We start from the raw sequence: 18,298 nt of genomic DNA on the forward strand, positions 1-18,298 counted from the left end.
ACACCCACACCCGTGGCCGTGGTTCGAAGCAGACCTTAAGCCCCCGACCCCGGGTTGTTCGCCCCCTCGAACAACTCGTCCTGGTCACGGTCTTGTCCGGACCGCCGCCAGAGGCTAGCTTCTGTGCACATAGAAAGCGCTTGCTGCAACGCTCACCAGTCGATGACGTCTCCCGGGGATCCCCGGTGACGGGTGGGGCGTACGCGGCGCGGCGCCCGCGTACGAAGGGAACGACGTGACACGCAAGACGGTGCGAATCGCCATGAACGGCGTGACCGGGCGCATGGGCTACCGCCAGCACCTGGTCCGCTCCCTCCTCGCCCTGCGCGAGCAGGGCGGACTCGACCTCGGCGACGGCACCGTGCTGTGGCCCGAACCGGTCCTGGTCGGCCGCCGCGAGCACGCGCTGCGGGCCCTGGCCGAGCGGCACGGCCTGGAGCACTGGTCGACGGACGTGGACGCGGTCCTGGCCGACTCCTCGGTGGACGTCTACTTCGACGCCCAGGTCACCTCCGCCCGCGAGGAGGCCCTGAAGAAGGCCATCGCCGCCGGCAAGCACGTCTACACCGAGAAGCCGACCGCGACGGGCCTCACCGGCGCCCTGGACCTCGCCCGGCTCGCGAACGAGGCCGGCGTCAAGCACGGCGTGGTCCAGGACAAGCTCTTCCTGCCGGGCCTGCTGAAGCTGAAGCGCCTGATCGACGGCGGCTTCTTCGGCCGGATCCTGTCCGTGCGCGGCGAGTTCGGCTACTGGGTCTTCGAGGGCGACTGGCAGGCCGCGCAGCGCCCGTCGTGGAACTACCGGGCGCAGGACGGCGGCGGCATCGTCGTCGACATGTTCCCGCACTGGGAGTACGTGCTGCACGAGCTGTTCGGCCGGGTGACCTCGGTGCAGGCCCTCACGGCCACGCACATCCCGCAGCGCTGGGACGAGACCGGCAAGCCGTACGACGCCACGGCCGACGACGCCGCGTACGGCATCTTCGAGCTGGAGGGCGGTGCGATCGCGCAGATCAACTCCTCCTGGGCCGTGCGCGTCCACCGTGACGAGCTGGTGGAGTTCCAGGTCGACGGCACCGAGGGCTCGGCGGTGGCCGGGCTGCGCACCTGCCGGGCGCAGCACCGCAGCGCCACCCCCAAGCCGGTGTGGAACCCGGACGTCCCGGCCACGGAGGTCTTCCGCGACCAGTGGCAGGAGGTCCCCGACAACGGCGAGTTCGACAACGGCTTCAAGGCCCAGTGGGAGCTTTTCCTCAGGCACGTCCACGCCGACGCGCCCTACCACTGGGACCTGCTGGCCGGCGCCCGCGGTGTCCAGCTCGCCGAGCTGGGCCTGCGCTCCTCGGCCGAGGGCCGCCGTCTCGACGTGCCGGAGATCTCGCTGTGACGATCCGACTCCCGGGCCCCGGCGGGGCGCTGCGCGACTACCGGCCCCGCACCGAGCCGCTCGCCGTGACCGCCGGCACGCCCTTCACCTCCCGTACGGTCTTCTCGGCCGCGCACGTCGTCGCCGATCCGTACGCCGACGTCTCGCCCGGCTCGCCCGCCGCCGTCGACTGGGACGCCACGCTCGCCTTCCGCCGCCACCTGTGGTCGCACGGGCTGGGCGTGGCCGAGGCGATGGACACCGCGCAGCGCGGGATGGGCCTGGACTGGGCGGGCGCGGCGGAGCTGATCCGCCGGTCGGCCGCCGAGGCGAGGTCGGCCGGCGGCCGGATCGCCTGCGGCGTGGGCACCGACCAGCTGCCGGCCACCGAGTTCGGCCACCCGTACGGCCTGGCGGAGATCCGGGCCGCCTACGAGGAACAGCTCGCCCTCGTGGAGGAGTCCGGCGCGCGGGCGATCCTGATGGCCTCGCGAGCGCTGGCCGCGGCCGCCAAGGGGCCGGAGGACTACCTGGAGGTCTACGGGCACCTGCTGCGCCAGGCGTCGGAACCGGTGATCCTGCACTGGCTCGGCCCGATGTTCGACCCGGCGCTGGAGGGCTACTGGGGCGCGACGGACCTGGACGCGGCCACCCGCACCTTCCTGGACGTCGTCGCCGCACACCCCGACAAGGTCGACGGCATCAAGGTCTCCCTGCTGGACGCGGAGCGCGAGATCGACATCCGCCGCCGCCTCCCGAAGGGCGTGCGCTGCTACACCGGGGACGACTTCAACTACCCGGAGCTGATCGCGGGCGACGACCAGGGCTTCAGCCACGCCCTGCTCGGCATCTTCGACCCGCTGGGCCCGCTGGCGGCCGAGGCGGTCCGGGTCCTGGACACGGGGGACGTGCGGGGCTTCCGGGACCTCCTCGACCCCACGGTCGGGCTCTCCCGGCACCTGTTCCAGGCGCCCACCCGCTTCTACAAGACGGGGGTGGTGTTCCTGGCGTGGCTGGCCGGCCACCAGGCGCACTTCACGATGGTCGGCGGCCTGCAGTCGGCCCGCTCGCTGCCGCACCTCGCGCGGGCGTACGAACTGGCCGACGGGCTGGGCCTGTTCCCCGACCCGAAGCTCGCGGAGGAGCGCATGAGGACACTGCTGGGCGTGTACGGGGTGGACCGGTGAGCGGGGCGCTGCGGCGCTTCTCCGTCAACCAGATGACGGTGAAGCAGCTGTCGCTGCCGGAACTGGCCGACGGCTGCGCCCGGTCGGGCATCGGGCACGTCGGCCTGTGGCGGGAGCCGGTCCGCTCCCACGGTCTGGAGGCCACGGCGAAGCTGGTGCGGGACGCGGGCCTGACGGTGACCACCCTGTGCCGGGGCGGCTTCCTCACGGCGATCGACCCGCGGGAGCGGGCGGAGGCGCTGGCCGACAACCGCCGGGCGGTCGACGAGGCGGCGACCCTGGGCACGGACACGCTGGTGCTGGTCTCGGGCGGGCTCCCGGCCGGCTCCAGGGACCTGCGCGGGGCGAGGGAGCGCATCGCCGAGGCCCTGGCGGAGCTGGGCCCGTACGCCGAGCGGCACGGGGTCCGCCTGGCGATCGAGCCGCTGCACCCCATGTTCGCCTCGGACCGCTGTGTGGTGTCGACGCTGGCGCAGGCCCTGGACCTCGCCGAACGCTTCCCCGCGCGGCAGGTCGGCGTCACGGTCGACACGTACCACATCTGGTGGGACGACACGGCTCCCCGGCAGATCGCCCGGGCCGGGGCGGGTGGCCGCATCCACGCCTTCCAGCTCGCCGACTGGACGACCCCGCTGCCCGAGGGCGTCCTCAACGGCCGCGGGCAGATCGGCGACGGCGCGATCGACATGCGCGAGTGGCAGGGCTACGTGGAGGCGGCGGGGTACGCCGGGCCGATCGAAGTCGAGCTGTTCAACGACGGGTTGTGGGCCCGGGACGGGTACGAGGTCCTGGCCGAGACGGCGGCGAGATTCACCGAGCACACCCGCTGACCCCTGCCTCATCCCGTGCGCGCCGCCCCCTGAGGGGGCATCGCGCGGTGTCTCTCGTGTCACCCGGGGCTCTTTCGTTTCGACTTCTCGGGACGGGGGGCCGCGGGGGAACCCGGGGTCGGGGCGGGGCGTCACATCTGCGGCCGCCGGGGAGTCACCCGGTGCGGTGTCGGCCCTCGCCCTGGCTGCGATCGCTGACCACCCTCTCCGCCGTACCGCGGCCGGCGGCCCCGCCGCCATCGGCACGTCCCCCTCCTACCGTGCCGGTGGCGGCCCCTTGCGGCCGCTGCGCGTTCCCTTGACTGGCAGAAACTTCCCGGATATTGGTGACCGGTTGGAAGTTTCCTTCAGCGGATCCGAGCGGATCACCTCCGGAAGGAGCGCACGTGCACGACACCGGCACGGCAAGCACGGGAAGCACCGCCCAGCCCTCCAGACGCACGGTCCTCGCCGCCACGGCCGGCGTCACCGCCGCCCTGGCGGCCGCCGGCCCCGCGCACGCGGCCGCCGCCCCCGACGACAGCGGCCTGCGCGCGCTGGTCTCCCGCATGACGCTGGAGGAGAAGGTCGGCCAGCTGTTCGTGATGCGGGTCTACGGCCACTCCGCCACCGCGCCCGACCAGGCCGACATCGACGCCAACCTCGAGGAGATCGGCGTCCGCACGGCCGCCGAGCTGATCGCCAGGTACCGGGTCGGCGGCATCATCTACTTCACCTGGGCGCACAACACCCGCGATCCGCATCAGATCGCCGAGCTGTCCAACGGCATCCAGCGGGCCTCCCTCGGCCTGCCGCGGGGCCTGCCCGTCCTCGTCTCCACCGACCAGGAGCACGGGATCGTGGCCCGGGTCGGCGAACCCGCGACCCTGTTCCCGGGGGCCATGGCGGTCGGCGCGGGCGGGTCGCGGTCCGACGCGCGCACGCTGGGCCGCATCGCCGGGCGCGAGCTGCGGGCCATGGGGATCCGGCAGAACTACTCCCCCGTGGCCGACGTGAACGTCAACCCGGCCAACCCCGTCATCGGCGTACGGTCCTTCGGGGCGGACCCGCAGGCCGTGTCCGCGCTCGTCGCGGCCGAGGTCGCCGGGTACCAGCGGTCCGGGGTCGCCGCGACCGCCAAGCACTTCCCCGGGCACGGGGACACCAACGTCGACAGCCACACCGGCTTCCCCACCATCACCCACAGCCGCGAGCTGTGGGAGCGGCTGGACGCCCCGCCCTTCCGCGCCGCGATCGCCGCAGGCATCGACTCGATCATGACCGCGCACCTGATGGTCCCCGCCCTCGACGACTCCGGCGACCCGGCCACCCTCTCCCACCCCATCCTCACCGGCATCCTGCGCGAACGCCTCGGCTACGACGGGGTCGTGGTCACCGACTCCCTCGGCATGGAGGGCGTGCGCACCAAGTACGGCGACGAGCGGGTACCCGTGCTGGCCCTGAAGGCGGGTGTGGACCAGCTCCTCAACCCGCCGGATCTGGACCTCGCCTGGAACGCGGTGCTGACCGCCGTGCGCGAGGGGGAGCTGACGCGGGAGCGGCTCGACCGCTCGGTGCTGCGGATCCTGCGGCTGAAGGCCAAGCTGGGGCTGTTCCGCGAGCCGTACGTCCGGCTCGGCGACGTCGACCGGAGGGTCGGGACGCGGTCGCATCTCGCGGCGGCCGACCGGATCGCCGAGCGGAGCACCACCCTGCTCGTCAACGAGGGGCGGCTGCTGCCGCTGTCGCGGCGCCGGTACCCCGAGGTGCTGGTGGTCGGGGCCGACCCGGCCTCGCCGTCGGGGACGACCGGACCGCCCACGGGAGTGCTGGCGGGCGCCCTGTCCGAACTCGGCTTCACCGCGACCGCGTTGTCCACGGGCACCGCCCCCTCGGCGGCGACGATCGCCAGGGCGGTCGCGGCCGCACGGGACGTGGACGCGGTGGTGGTGGCCACCTACAACGTCACCGCGGGCAGCAGTCAGCGCACGCTGGTCGAACAGCTGGTGGCGACGGGCACGCCGGTCGTGGCGATCGCCGTCCGCAACCCGTACGACGTGGCCCAGCTGCCGTCCGTGCCGGCCTTCCTGGCCGCCTACTCCTGGACGGACGTCGAGGTGCGGGCCGCGGCCCGGGTCATCGCCGGGCGGGTCGGGCCGCGCGGGAAGCTCCCGGTGCCCGTGCAACGGGCGGACGATCCGGAGCAGGTGCTGTACCCGGTCGGGCACGGCCTGGCGTACTAGACGTACGCCGCACAACGGACGCACCACCCCCAACGTGCGCAAACCCTCCGGTGTCCCTGGCGTGCGCCCGTAGCGGCGGGCCACGCTGGGCGGGCACAACCGGGGGGGTCGGCCATGCGTGGGAGATGTTCCGTGGGGGTGGTCTGCGGGCTGCTGGCGCTGTTCGGCGCGCTGCTGGGCGGATGCCGGAGCCCCTCGGGAGGGCTGGGCGCGGACGGCCGGCCGAGCGGCCCCGCGACCGGGCGGACCGCCTCGGCGTCACCGGTGCCGGCCCGCACGCCCGCCGGGTACGGGGCGGTGTTCCTCGCGGCCGGCGAGTGCAGTTCGTTCGGCAGGACGAGCTTCACCGAGGTGGCGTGTTCCGGGGAGCGGGCCGCGGCCCGGGTGACGGCCCGGCACGCGGGTACGGTCCGGGACGGGCCGCGCTGTCCGCCCACGACGGACTTCGTGCTGCACATCGGTGAGCAGCGGCCCTCCTCCGGCGAGGACGGCGACGGGGCGGTGCCGCGGGGTTACGCCTGCATGCGCAACCTCCAGCCGCCGCACCCGGGCGACCCCGGCGGCGGGGGCGGGCCCCGCACCATCGTGGGCGACTGCGTCTACGGTTCCGGCGGCGGGCAGGTCCGGGAGACGGCCTGCGGCGGCGAGGGCGAGGAGAGGCCCGAGTACGAGGTCACGCGGGCGGTGGTCAGGCGGGCGGACTGCCCGGGCACGACCGCCCTCTACGTGCGGCTGGGCGGCGAGCGGCCCGTGGGGTGCGCCCGGCCGCTGTGAGCGGCCGGGCGCGGCGGGGCGTCACGGACGCAGCGTCATCTCACGCTGCACGTCCCGCTTGTCGAGCTTGGCGTCGAACTTCGCCAGCGGCTTCGCCGCCTGCGGATCGGCCTGGACCGTGCCGGAGGCGACTCCCGCCCAGTCGAGGATGCGGGCGGTGGCGAGCGCCTTCTGCTCGGGCACGAGGCTCGCGACGTTGGCGCCGTGGTTCATGCCCGGGGCGGTCATGACGTAGGAGTCCTTCGCGCCCTTGCCGAGACGGAACGGCTCCGCGCTCCACGGGTCGTTCTGGCCGTTGACGAACAGCATGTGGCGGGCGTTGTGCCGGACCCAGCTGTCGACGTCCCGCATCGCCTGCGGCTGGAACCGCATGGGGATGTCACGCGGCACGAAGTTGCGCGGCGGCTGGTAGCCGTAGCGGATGTACCGCTTCTCGATGTGCGGGAAGTGGATCGTGGGCGCGCCGAGCTGCGTACCGGCCTGGTAGTAGTACGGCGTGTAGGTGGACAGGCCCTGGTCGGCGTAGGCGGAGAAGCCGGAGATGCCGTCGACGGAGTTCCAGATCTCGTCGTCCGTGGCGTTCTCGGCGTCGGCCGGGATCCGGTCGCAGTCGGACAGCAGGCTGTACTGCCAGAAGCCCCACACGTAGTCCAGGACGGTCGCCTCGTAGGCCTTGTCCAGGCTGCCGATGGTGGTGAAGGTGAGGCCGTTCTCCTCGGCGTAGGCCGCGTACTTCCTCTCCAGCGGCTCGCGGCGCACCAGCGCCTCGCGCTGCACGGCGTTCAGCCGGTCGCGGCACTCCTTGGTGCCGACGCGGGCGAAGAAGCGGTCGTAGGCCGAGTCCTCCTTGTTCACCACGTCGTTGGGGGCGACGTAGGCGACCACGCCGTCCATGTCACGCGGGTAGAAGCGCTCGTAGTAGGTGGCGGTCATGCCGCCCTTGGAGCCGCCCGTGGAGATCCACTTCTTGCTGTAGATGCCCTTCAGCGCCGTGAAGACCCGGTGCTGGTCGCTGGCCGCCTGCCAGATGTCCAGCTTGGACCAGTCGGCCGGGGCGGGCCGGGACGGGGTGAAGAAGCGGTACTCCAGGGAGACCTGGTTGCCGTCGACGATCTGCGTCGGCTCGCTGCGGCGGGGCGTCGTGGAGACGTTGTAACCGCTGGTGAAGAAGACCGTCGGCCGCGCGACGTCCTTGTGCAGCACGGTGATGCGCTGCTGGAACGTGCCCTTGGACGGCTTCCGGTGGTCGACCGGCTGGGTGTAGTTCAGGACGAAGAAGCGGTAGCCGGTGTAGGGCTTCTCCTCGACCAGGCTCATGCCCGGGACGGAGAGCAGCCTCTCCTTGATGTCGGTGGTGCCGTCGGTGCCGGTGGCCTCGGCGGCGGTGGCCGCTCCCGCCGTGCTCAACGTGCCTATGAGCACTGTGAGCGCCAGCAGCCATCTGAGCGCCTTGCGCATGCGCACTCCCCTGTGAGACATATGTGCGCCGGAAGCTAGCGGACCAACTCACCGGAGCACCAGGGGACATGGGGAAAACCCTGTGCGCGGGGCGCGCGGCGCCCGCCGGACGGGACGTCAGCACAGGATCCAGCCGGAGCTGAACCTGCCCTCCCCCACCCGGCCCTTGAGCCACACGCAGCGGCGTCCGGCGTGCACGGTCACCGGGCCGGCGCGGTGCGCGTACCGGCCCTCGTCGACGACCGGACGGTTCCCCCGGGCCTGCACGCTCACGGACATCCGGCGCTTGGTGCCGGGCCGTTTCGCGGTCGTCACGGCGCAGACGTAGCCGCCGCGCTTGTAGACGAGGACGGTGCCGGTGGAGAACGGCAGGGTGCGGACCTTGCGGCCGGGGCAGGACGCGGAGGCGGCCTGCGCCTGGCCCGGCACGGCGACGGCGAGCAGCCCCGACGCGGTCAGCACGGCCAGGCCGAGCGCGAGCCGCCGGCGTATCGGTCCACTGTCCACTGTCGTCCTCCGCGTCGTCCGCGACCATCGGCGTACGGCAGTACGGACGCATGACGTATGTCGGACGGTTGCACGAGCGTTACGAAAACGGGTTCGCCCGCACCGTCAGCGGCTCACGCCGACCGGCTCCTCCGGCTCGGCGCCGATGAACGTCCGCCACAGCCGCGCGTAGTGCCCGCCGCGCGCGAGCAGCTCCTCGTGGGTGCCGTCCTCCACGACACGGCCGTGGTCCATGACGACGACCCGGTCGGCGCGGGCCGCGGTGGTCAGGCGGTGGGCGACCACCAGGGTCGTGCGGCGGCCCGCCAGGCGGTCCGTGGCCTGGTTGACCTGGGCCTCGGTGGCCAGGTCGAGGGCGGCCGTCGCCTCGTCGAGCAGCAGGACGTCCGGGTCGACCAGCTCGGCCCGGGCCAGGGCGATCAGCTGGCGCTGGCCCGCGGACAGGTTCCGGCCGCGCTCGGCGACCCCGTGCAGGTAGCCGCCCTCCAGGGTGGCGATCATCTCGTGCGCGCCGACCGCCCGGGCCGCGGCCTCGACCTCGGCGTCGGTGGCGTCCGGGCGCCCGTAGGCGATGGCGTCGCGGACGGTGCCCTGGAAGAGGTACGCCTCCTGCGGGACCACCCCCAGACGGTGCCGGTAGGAGGTGAGGTCCAGCTGCCGCAGGTCGGTCCCGTCGACGGTGACGCGGCCCGCGGTCGGGTCGTAGAAGCGGGCGACGAGCTTGACCAGTGTGGACTTGCCTGCGCCGGTCTCCCCGACGAACGCGACGGTCTGCCCGGCGGGGATCCGCAGGTCGACGCCCCGGAGGGCCGCCCCGCCGTCGTCGGCGGCCCCGTACGCGAAGTCCACGCCCTCGAAGGCGATCTCACCGCGCAGGGACGTGACCTCGACGGGCGCGGGTGCGGCCTCGGTCGACGTCGGCTCGCGCAGCAGCTCCTGGATGCGGCCCAGGGAGACGGTCGCCTGCTGGTAGCCGTCGAAGACCTGGGAGAGCTGCTGCACGGGCGCGAAGAACAGGTCGATGTAGAGCAGGTACGCCACCAGCGAGCCGATCGCCAGCGTCCCGTCGTCGACCCGGGCGCCGCCCACGATCAGCACGGCGGCGGCCGCCACCGACGACAGGAACTGCACGAACGGGAAGTACACGGAGATCAGCCACTGGCCGCGGATGCGGGCCTGCCGGTAGCTGTGGCTGCGCTCGGCGAACCGCCGTCCGCCGTCCCGCTCGCGCCGGAACGCCTGCACGATCCGCAGCCCGGACACCGACTCCTGCAGGTCGGCGTTGACCGCCGAGACCCGTTCGCGGGCCAGCTCGTAGGCCTTCACGCTCGCGCGGCGGAAGAAGAACGTGGCGATGATCAGCGGCGGCAGCGTCGCGAAGACGACCAGGGCGAGCTGCACGTCGATGACCAGCAGCGCGACCATGATGCCGAAGAAGGTGACGATCGAGACGAAGGCCGTGACCAGGCCCGTCTGCAGGAACGTCGACAGCGCGTCGACGTCGGTCGTCATCCGGGTCATGATCCGGCCGGTCAGCTCCCGCTCGTAGTAGTCGAGCCCGAGGCGCTGGAGCTGGGCGAAGATCTTCAGCCGCAGCGAGTACAGCACCCGTTCGCCGGTGCGTCCGGTCATGCGGATCTCGCCGACCTGGGCCACCCACTGCACGGCCACCGTGGCCAGACCCAGCAGGGCCGCGGCCCACACGGCGCCGAGCGCGGCCTGGGTGACGCCGGAGTCGATGCCGTGCCGGATCAGCACGGGCAGCAGCAGGCCCATGCCCGCGTCGGCGGCGACCAGGGCGAGGCTGATCAGCAGGGGCCAGCCGAAGCCGCGCAGCAGCCGGCGCAGCCCGTAGGAGTCCTCGGGGCGCACGGCCCGCGCCTCGTCCACGTCGGGCACGTCGGTGGCCGGGGGCAGTGCCTCGACCTGGGCGAGCAGCTCCGGGGTGGCCGGGCTGTCGGCGAGGGCCGTGTCCTTGCGCTCGCGGTCCCCGGTCCACAGCCGGGGGGTGACGCCGCGCTCGGCGTCGTACTCCGCGTCCAGCTCGTCCCGGACGGAGGTGTCCTCCTCGGGGCAGGCGGGCGGGGTGTGGCCCGGGGAGACCCCGCCCAGCTCGTCGGGGTCGGTGAGCAGCCGCCGGTAGAGGGCCGAGCGGCGCTGGAGCTCGTCGTGGGTGCCGATGTCGGCGAGCCGGCCGCCGTCCAGGACGGCGATGCGGTCGGCGAGGTTCAGGGTGGAGCGCCGGTGGGCGATCAGCAGCGTGGTACGGCCCCGCATCACGCCCTTGAGCGCCTCGTGGATCTCGTGCTCGACGCGGGCGTCCACGGCCGAGGTGGCGTCGTCCAGGACCAGCAGGCGCGGGTCGCTGAGGATGGCGCGGGCCAGGGCGATGCGCTGGCGCTGCCCGCCGGAGAGGGTCAGTCCGTGCTCGCCGACGGTGGTGTCGTAGCCGTCGGGCAGCTCCGTGATGAACCGGTCCGCCTGGGCGGCCCGGGCCGCCTTCTCGATCTCCTCCCGGGTGGCGTCGGGGCGGCCGTAGGCGATGTTGTTGCGGACGGTGTCGGAGAAGAGGAAGGAGTCCTCGGGGACCAGCCCGATCGCGGACCGCAGCGACTGCAGGGACAGCTCGCGCACGTCGTGCCCGCCGACCAGGACGGCGCCGCGGGTGACGTCGTAGAAGCGCGGCAGCAGCAGGGAGACGGTGGACTTGCCGGAGCCGGAGGAGCCGACGACGGCGAGGGTCTCGCCCGGGCGGATCTCGAAGGACAGCCCGTCGAGGACCGGGCGGTCGGCGTCGTAGCCGAAGGAGACGCCGTCGAACTCGACCGTCGCGGGGGCGTCGGCCGGCAGGTCCTTCTCACCGTCGCGGATGGAGGGCTCGGTGTCGATCAGCTCCAGGACGCGTTCGGTGCCGGCGCGGGCCTGCTGCGCGACGGTGAGCACCACGGCGAGCATGCGGACCGGCCCGACGAGCTGGGCCAGGTAGGTGGAGAACGCGACGAACGTGCCGAGCGTGATGTGCCCGCGGACCGCCAGCCAGCCGCCGAGCGCCAGCATGGCGACCTGGCCCAGGGCGGGAACGGACTGCAGGGCCGGGGTGTAGACCGAGTTGAGGCGGATGGTGCGCAGCCGGCCCCCGTAGAGCCTGCGGCCCACCTCGCGGAGCTTGCCGGTCTCCTGCTCCTCCTGCCCGAAGCCCTTGACGACCCGGACGCCGCTGACGGCCCCGTCGACCACGCCCGCGACGGCGGCGGCCTGGGCCTGGGCATACCAGGTGGAGGGGTGCAGCCGGGTGCGGCTGCGCCGGGCGATCCACCACAGGGCGGGCGCGACGGCCAGGGCGACCAGGGTCAGCGGCACGGACAGCCACGCCATGACCACCAGCGAGATCAGGAACAGGGCGAAGTTCCCGATGGTCATCGGGAGCATGAACAGCAGGCCCTGGATGAGCTGCAGGTCGCTGGTGGCGCGGCCGACGACCTGACCGGTGGACAGTTCGTCCTGGCGGCGGCCGTCGAGCCGGGTGATCGTGCCGAACATCTCGGTCCGCAGGTCGTGCTGGACGTCCAGGGCGAGACGTCCGCCGTAGTAACGCCGGACGTAGGTGAGGACGTACACGGCCAGGGCGGCGGCGACCAGGAGCCCGGCCCAGGTGGTCATGGACCGGGTGTGGTCGCTGATGACGTCGTCGATGATCACCTTGGTGATCAGCGGCACGAGCGCCATCACCGCCATGCCGGCGAGCGAGGAGCCGAGGGCGAGGACGACGTCCTTGGGGTGGCGCCATGCGTAGGCCCACAGCCGTCGTGCCCATCCCCGTTGCGGTGTCACACCCGTGCCTTCCGGTCGTCCTGCTCTGCCGGAAGGCACCAACACGTCAGGGCCCCGATTTCATCCCGCCGTAACACTGCCGCCTGCCCGCGGGGAGGCGGCGCCGGGAACCCTCAGCTCGCCGCCAGGTCGCGGTGGATCACCTTGGCCACGGCCTGGACGGTGGCGATGCCGTAGTCCATGGTGCTGTTGCCGTGTGTGAGCACCGTCATCACGTAGTCGTGGCCACCGCCCTTGAACGCCCCGATGCTGTGCACGCGCCATCCGTTGCTGGAGCGCTGCAGCCAGCCGTTCTTCACGGCCACGGTGACACCGGAGGGCACCCCGTACGGGGTCCCCCAGCGCTGGGACGACACGACCTGTCCCATCAGCTTCAGGATGTAGGCACGGGAGCTGTCGCTGAGGACGGCGTTCTTGCCGGTGATGAGCTTGAGCAGTTTCTGCTCGTCGGTGACGGTGATCCGGGTCAGGCCCCAGTAGCCGTCGGCGCCCGGCGTCGTCCGGGTCATGCCGGCGGCCTCGAGGAAGTTCTTGATCTTCGTCAGGCCGAGCTGCTTCCACAGCGTGGAGGTCGCGGCGTTGTCCGACTTGGTGATCATGGCCTTGGCGAGACCGGCCTCGCGGTCGGTGAGGTACCGGTTCGTCTTCTTCGCGTCCCACAGCAGCGTGGCGAGGACGGTGACCTTCACGACGCTGGCCGAGTCGTAGGCCGTACCGGCGCGCAGGGTGCAGGTGGTGTTCGTGCTGCGGTCGTGCAGGCCGACGGCGACCGTGCCCTTGCGGGTGGCCAGCGCGGCGGTGATGTCCTTGGTCAGCTTGGCGGCCAGACCGGCCTTGGCGGACGTGCAGGTCACGGCGGGCGGGGCGGCGGCGGCGGGCGTGGCGGCGGCGACGAGCGGCACGAGGACGCCCGTACCGACGGCCACCGTCAGCATTCTCGCGCGGCGGGATATCCCAGAAGTCATGCACCCCTTGACCGCCGGGTGCCGTCGAATGGTTGTAGGGACTACGAAGCTTTGTGCGAGTCGTTATCCGCTCGCGCCCCTGCCCCGGGGGAGTTTCCCTGCCTCTGCACGGGGCCGCCCGGTCGTCCCGGATCATGGACGGCGGTGTCCGGCGGACGGGTGAAGGGAAACGCGGCAGTGGGCTACTGGCTCGAGATGAGCTCCGGTGACATGAGGTCCGTGGTGCGGCTGCTCACCGCGGTCGAGCGGACCGAGCGGCAGGAGCGCACCCTCGCCCGGATCCGCACCGAGTGCGAGCGCACCGACGCCCGGTTCCGGGAGCAGGACGTCGACCTCGACGTCTCCATCACGCGCGCGCTGGACGAGCTGATCGACGGCCGCCCGAGCACCGGCCTGTGCCCCGCGTACAGCTACGCCTTCTACCAGGTGGTCGCCGCGCACTTCCGCGACCCGACCGACCTCGGCACCTGGCGCCGCCCGTCGTCCTTCCACGCCCTGGACGACGAACTGGCCCGGTACGGCGTGCCGTCCGGGCTGCTGCCCGGCACGTTCCTGTTCAGCGGGCCCCCGGTGCGGCTGCCCCATCCCGGTGACGCCGTGCCGGCCATCGGCACCCTGCCGGTGCAGCGGGCCGCCGAGCTGGCCGACGCCTACGACGCGGTGCTCGACCGGATCGACCCGGGGTTCCGGTCCGCCGCCGGCCGGTTCGCCGAGGTCATGCGGTTCGAGGCACGGGAGTGGGAGAGCACGCGCGAGCGCGGCGGGCGGGCGGACACCCTGCTCTTCTGGTTCCACTGACGGCTCGCCGTGGCCGCCGGCCGCTCCCGCCGGCGGCCACGGCCGGGCGCTCAGTCCAGGTGGGTCGGTGCGAACATCCGCAGCACGGCCGGCAGCAGCACCACCGAGGGGCCCGGCGAGGCGAACGCCTCGGCCAGGTCCTGCTCCAGGTTCTCCGGGCTCGTGCGGATGCCGGGGACGCCGAAGGACTCGGCCAGGGCCACGTAGTCGGGCCGGGTCAGTTCGGTCGCGGTCGCCTCGCCGAACGCGTCGTTCATGTACTCGCGCAGGATGCCGTAGCCGCCGTCGTCGACGATGAGCCAGGTGACGTTCAGGTCGTACTGGCGGGCGGTGGCCAGCTCGGCGATCGAGTACAGGGCGCCGCCGTCGCCGGAGACCGCGAGGACCGGGCGGGTCGGGTCGGCAACCGCCGCGCCCAGCGCCGCGGGGAAGCCGTAGCCGAGGCCGCCCGCGCCCTGCGCGGAGTGCATGTGATTGGGGCCCTTGGCGTCGAAGGCCGACCAGGCCCAGTACGCCAGGATCGTCATGTCCCAGAAGGACGGCGAGTCGGCGGGCAGCGCCCGGCGCACGGCCGCCAGCACCTCCTGCTCCAGGGTGAGTTCCTGGGCGGCGATGCGGCCGGCGACCTTCGCCAGCACCTCCCGGACGCGGTCCGCGGCGGCCGCGTCCTCGCGGGGCTCAACCGTCTCCAGCAGGGCCTGCAGGGCGAGGCGGGCGTCCGCGTGGATGCCGAGGGCCGGGTGGTTGGACTCCAGCTTGCCGAGGTCGGCCTCGATCTGGATCACCCGGCCGCGCGGCTTGAACGTGTGGTAGTTCGAGGAGAGTTCACCGAGCCCCGAGCCGACGACCAGGAGGACGTCGGCGTCCTCCAGGAAGTCGGTGGTGTGCCGGTCCTCGATCCAGGACTGCAGGGACAGCGGGTGGTTCCAGGGGAACGCGCCCTTGCCGCCTGGAGTGGTGACCACGGGGGCCCGGAGCCGCTCCGCCAGCTGCTTCAGCTTGCCGGAGGCGTCCGCGCGGACCACGCCCCCGCCCGCGATGATCGCCGGCCGGGCCGCCCGGGACAGCAGGTCGGCGGCGACGGCGGTCAGTTCGGGGCGCGGCACCAGTTCCTCGGGGAAGGCGTCCCCGCCGGTGACGACCGGGATCGACGTCCCGGCGAGCAGCACGTCCTGCGGGATCTCCACCCACACCGGCCCGTGCGGGGCGGTCAGGGCGGACTTCCAGGCCGCCTCGATCGCCGAGGGGATCTGCGACTGGGCGCGCACGGTGTGGACCGACTTCACCACGCCCCGGAACGAGGCCGCCTGGTCGGGCAGTTCGTGCAGGTAGCCGTGGCGTCCGCCGCCCAGGCCCGCCGTCGGGACCTGGCTGCTGATCGCCAGCACGGGCGCGGAGGCGGCCGCCGCCTCCTGCAGCGCGGCGAGGGATGTCAGCGCGCCCGGCCCGGTCGACAGCAGCAGCGGCGCCGCCTCACCGGTGATCCGGCCGTACGCGTCGGCCGCGAACCCGGCGTTGTTCTCCACCCGCAGGCCGATGTAGCGCAGGTCGGAGCGGCGCAGTGCGTCGAACATGCCGAGGGCGTGCTGGCCGGGCAGGCCGAAGACGGTCGTGGCGCCGAGCCCGGCCAGCGTCTCCACGACCAGGTCTCCGCCGTTGCGGCCGTCGGGAGGGTTGAGGGCGGCCTCCGTCTGGGCGGGTGTCGGGCGGAGCACCAGGTCGTGGTCGTGGGTCACTTGGCTTCCGAGTCCTTCCGGGCCGCGGCGATCTGGCGGGACATGATCGTGGTCAGTTCGTACGCCGTGTGGGAGGCGGCCACCGACGTGATCTCGGCGTGATCGTACGCGGGCGCCACCTCCACGACGTCGGCCGAGACCAGGTTGCAGGAGGCCAGGCCGCGCAGGATCTCCAGCAGTTCGCGCGAGGTCATGCCGCCGGCCTCGGGCGTGCCGGTGCCGGGGGCGTGGGCCGGGTCGAGGCAGTCGATGTCGATGGAGATGTACAGCGGCCGGTCGCCGATGCGCTGGCGGAGCTGGTCGGCGACCTCGTCGGCGCCGCGCCGGTAGACGTCCGCCGAGGTGACGATGCCGAAGCCCATCTTCTCGTCGTCGGTGAGGTCCTGCTTGCCGTACAGCGGGCCGCGGGTGCCGACGTGGGAGAGCGCGGAGGTGTCGAGGATGCCCTCCTCGACCGCGCGGCGGAACGGGGTGCCGTGGGTGTACTCGGCGCCGAAGTAGGTGTCCCAGGTGTCCAGGTGGGCGTCGAAGTGCAGCAGGGCGACGGGGCCGTGCTTCTTCGCGACCGAGCGCAGCAGGGGCAGCGCGATGGTGTGGTCGCCGCCGAGGGTCATCAGCCGGGCGCCCGTGCCGAGCAGGTCGTCGGCGGCGGCCTCGACGGTCTCCACGGCCTCGTTGATGTTGAACGGGTTCACGGCGATGTCGCCGCCGTCCGCGACCTGCGCCAGGGCGAAGGGCGAGGCGTCCTGCGCCGGGTTGTAGGGCCGCAGCAGGCGGGACGCCTCACGGATCGCGTTGCCGCCGAAGCGGGCGCCCGGCCGGTACGAGACGCCGGAGTCGAACGGCACGCCGACCAGGGCGACGTCGGCGCGGCCGACCTCGTCCAGCCGGGGCAGCCGGGCGAAGGTGGCGGGGCCGGCGTACCGCGGGACGCGGGAGGAGTCGACGGGGCCGCGCGGGGTCTCGTTGCTGCTCATGAAGTAATGCCTTCTTTCCTACGCTTCATCGCGTATGTACTGCTTGCGCTACGACTCTACTGGGGAGCCGGGACCGGTTCGGACGCGAGTTCGGGTGAACGCCCGGCGAGGCGTTCGCGCCAGGCCGCGAGGACGGCCGCGTCGGTGGCCGGGGTCGCCAGGGAGACGATCACGTAGGCCGCGAGCGAGGCCAGCAGGCCGTAGTAGACCGGCTCGTTGGCGAGGATGCCGTGGGTGGCCATCAGCACGACGACCGCGGCCCCGCCGGCCACGACGGAGGCGAGGGCGCCGTACACCGTGCCGCGCCTCCACACCAGGCCGCCGAGGATCGGCACGAGGAGACCGCCGACGAGCAGGTTGTAGGCGACGGTCAGGGCCTCCACGACGTTGTCGATGGCGACGGCCGTGCCGATCACGGCCAGGCCCATGAGCAGGATGAAGGTCCGGTTGCCCTTCACCTCGTCGTGGTCGCCGGCCGGCGCGCTCCTGCCGAGGCCCCGCAGCCGCGACCAGATGTCGTTGTTGGCGACGGTGGCGCAGGCGATCAGCGCGCCGGAGGAGGTCGACATCACCGCCGCGAGCGCGGCGGCGAGCACCAGCCCGCGCACACCGACGGGCAGTTCGTCCTTCACGATGGTGGCGAAGGCGTCGTCGGGGCTGGCGAGCTTCGGGTACAGCACCTTGGCGGCCGTGCCGATGACGGCACCGGCGAGGGCGTAGGCGAGGCAGTAGGTGCCCGCGACGGTGCCGCCCCACTTGGCGGTGCGGTCACTGCGGGCGGTGAAGACGCGCTGCCAGATGTCCTGCCCGATGAGCATGCCGAACGTGTAGATCAGCACGTAGGTGAAGATCGTCTCGCCGCCGATGCCCAGCGGGTCGAAGTACCCGGTGGGCAGCTGCGCCCTCATCTCGCCGAAACCGCCGGCCTTCACGACGGCGATGGGCAGCAGCAGGAGCAGCACGCCGATCGTCTTCACCACGAACTGCACCATGTCGGTGAGCGTGATCGACCACATGCCGCCGAGGGTGGAGTACGCCACGACGATCGAACCGCCCAGGACGATCGCCAGCGTGCGGTCGACGTCGAACAGGACGTCGAAGATCGTGGCGTAGGCGATGGTCGAGGTCACCGCGAGCATCAGCGTGTACGCCCACATCACCAGACCGGAGATGACCCCGGCGCGGCCGCCGCCGTAGCGCAGGTCGAGCATCTCGGAGACCGTGTAGACCTTCAGCCGGGCGATGCGGGCAGAGAAGAAGACGGACAGGGCGAGCAGGCCCAGGCCGATGGTGAACACCATCCAGGCACCGGACAGGCCGTACTGGTAGCCGAGCCCCACACCGCCGATGGTGGAGGCGCCGCCGAGGACGATCGCCGCCATGGTGCCGGAGTACATGGCCGGGCCCAGGCGGCGGCCGGCCACGAGGAACTCGCTCTTGGAGCGGGCGCGGCGCATGCCCCACCAGCCCATGGCCAGCATGCCGGCCAGGTAGACGACGATCACGAGGTAGTCGACGGCCATGGGGGCCTCCTTCGCACACGCTCGGTCGTGGGGACGAGGTTGACGAGCACCGACCCTAGGTGGCCGGAAAGCGACTGCGAAGTGTACGTTTCATCCATTCGAACCGTTCGGCGTGGAGGGAACG

Annotated in this window: 13 protein-coding genes; 6 read left to right on the top strand and 7 right to left on the bottom strand. The window is 72.6% G+C overall.

The features are described 5' to 3' along the window. Nucleotides 1-235 precede the first annotated feature (235 nt). The 5 genes from Q5694_RS15175 (at nucleotide 236) to Q5694_RS15195 (ending at nucleotide 6,379) form a co-directional block, all read left to right on the top strand. On the top strand, nucleotides 236-1,387 hold the full coding sequence (locus Q5694_RS15175) for a Gfo/Idh/MocA family protein (protein ID WP_333933466.1): 1,152 nt from the start codon (nucleotides 236-238) through the stop codon (nucleotides 1,385-1,387). Beyond that, a complete protein-coding gene (locus Q5694_RS15180) occupies nucleotides 1,384-2,553 on the top strand; it encodes a dihydrodipicolinate synthase family protein (protein WP_333933467.1) in 1,170 nt (389 codons plus the stop codon). Before Q5694_RS15175 ends, Q5694_RS15180 begins: the two co-directional genes overlap by 4 nt. 32 nt (nucleotides 2,554-2,585) lie before the next feature. Further along, a complete protein-coding gene (locus tag Q5694_RS15185; RefSeq protein WP_333933689.1) occupies nucleotides 2,586-3,383 on the top strand; it encodes a sugar phosphate isomerase/epimerase family protein in 798 nt (265 codons plus the stop codon). 386 nt (nucleotides 3,384-3,769) lie between these two features. Next, nucleotides 3,770-5,605, top strand: a complete 1,836-nt coding sequence (locus Q5694_RS15190; protein ID WP_333933469.1) for a glycoside hydrolase family 3 protein — start codon at nucleotides 3,770-3,772, stop codon at nucleotides 5,603-5,605. Between the two features lie 114 nt (nucleotides 5,606-5,719). Further along, the gene (locus tag Q5694_RS15195) at nucleotides 5,720-6,379 is read left to right on the top strand and encodes a hypothetical protein (RefSeq protein ID WP_333933470.1); all 660 of its coding nucleotides are present in this window, start codon (nucleotides 5,720-5,722) and stop codon (nucleotides 6,377-6,379) included. A 21-nt stretch (nucleotides 6,380-6,400) separates the two neighbouring features. Here the strand turns inward: Q5694_RS15195 and Q5694_RS15200 are convergent, their stop codons facing one another. From Q5694_RS15200 to Q5694_RS15215, 4 genes are all read right to left on the bottom strand, one after another. Further along, complete coding sequence (locus Q5694_RS15200) at nucleotides 6,401-7,837, bottom strand: S28 family serine protease (RefSeq protein ID WP_333933471.1); 1,437 nt, start codon at nucleotides 7,835-7,837, stop codon at nucleotides 6,401-6,403. Between the two features lie 117 nt (nucleotides 7,838-7,954). After that, nucleotides 7,955-8,344: a hypothetical protein gene (locus tag Q5694_RS15205; protein ID WP_333933472.1), complete on the bottom strand. Its 390-nt coding sequence runs from the start codon at nucleotides 8,342-8,344 to the stop codon at nucleotides 7,955-7,957. A gap of 105 nt (nucleotides 8,345-8,449) precedes the next feature. Next, nucleotides 8,450-12,175: an ABC transporter ATP-binding protein gene (locus tag Q5694_RS15210; RefSeq protein ID WP_333933473.1), complete on the bottom strand. Its 3,726-nt coding sequence runs from the start codon at nucleotides 12,173-12,175 to the stop codon at nucleotides 8,450-8,452. A 113-nt stretch (nucleotides 12,176-12,288) separates the two neighbouring features. Continuing rightward, nucleotides 12,289-13,140, bottom strand: a complete 852-nt coding sequence (locus tag Q5694_RS15215) for a serine hydrolase (RefSeq protein WP_443040878.1) — start codon at nucleotides 13,138-13,140, stop codon at nucleotides 12,289-12,291. Nucleotides 13,141-13,317: 177 nt separating this feature from the next. Here Q5694_RS15215 and Q5694_RS15220 point away from each other — a divergent pair, with 177 nt between their 5' ends. After that, a complete protein-coding gene (locus Q5694_RS15220) occupies nucleotides 13,318-13,938 on the top strand; it encodes a DUF7691 family protein (RefSeq protein WP_333933474.1) in 621 nt (206 codons plus the stop codon). A gap of 50 nt (nucleotides 13,939-13,988) precedes the next feature. On the opposite strand, the gene Q5694_RS15225 is transcribed toward Q5694_RS15220, so the two are convergent. The 3 genes from Q5694_RS15225 to Q5694_RS15235 are packed head-to-tail and all read right to left on the bottom strand — an operon-like array spanning nucleotide 13,989 to nucleotide 18,174. Continuing rightward, a complete protein-coding gene (locus Q5694_RS15225) occupies nucleotides 13,989-15,674 on the bottom strand; it encodes a thiamine pyrophosphate-binding protein (RefSeq protein ID WP_333933475.1) in 1,686 nt (561 codons plus the stop codon). Beyond that, nucleotides 15,671-16,651, bottom strand: a complete 981-nt coding sequence (gene speB, locus Q5694_RS15230; protein ID WP_333933476.1) for an agmatinase — start codon at nucleotides 16,649-16,651, stop codon at nucleotides 15,671-15,673. Before speB ends, Q5694_RS15225 begins: the two co-directional genes overlap by 4 nt. A gap of 56 nt (nucleotides 16,652-16,707) precedes the next feature. Beyond that, nucleotides 16,708-18,174, bottom strand: coding sequence for a sodium:solute symporter (locus tag Q5694_RS15235; protein ID WP_333933477.1), 1,467 nt, complete (start codon nucleotides 18,172-18,174; stop codon nucleotides 16,708-16,710). Between the last annotated feature and the right edge of the window lie 124 nt (nucleotides 18,175-18,298).

This window comes from Streptomyces sp. AHA2, from assembly GCF_036857595.1.
In the GTDB taxonomy this organism is placed as follows: Bacteria; Actinomycetota; Actinomycetes; order Streptomycetales; family Streptomycetaceae; genus Streptomyces.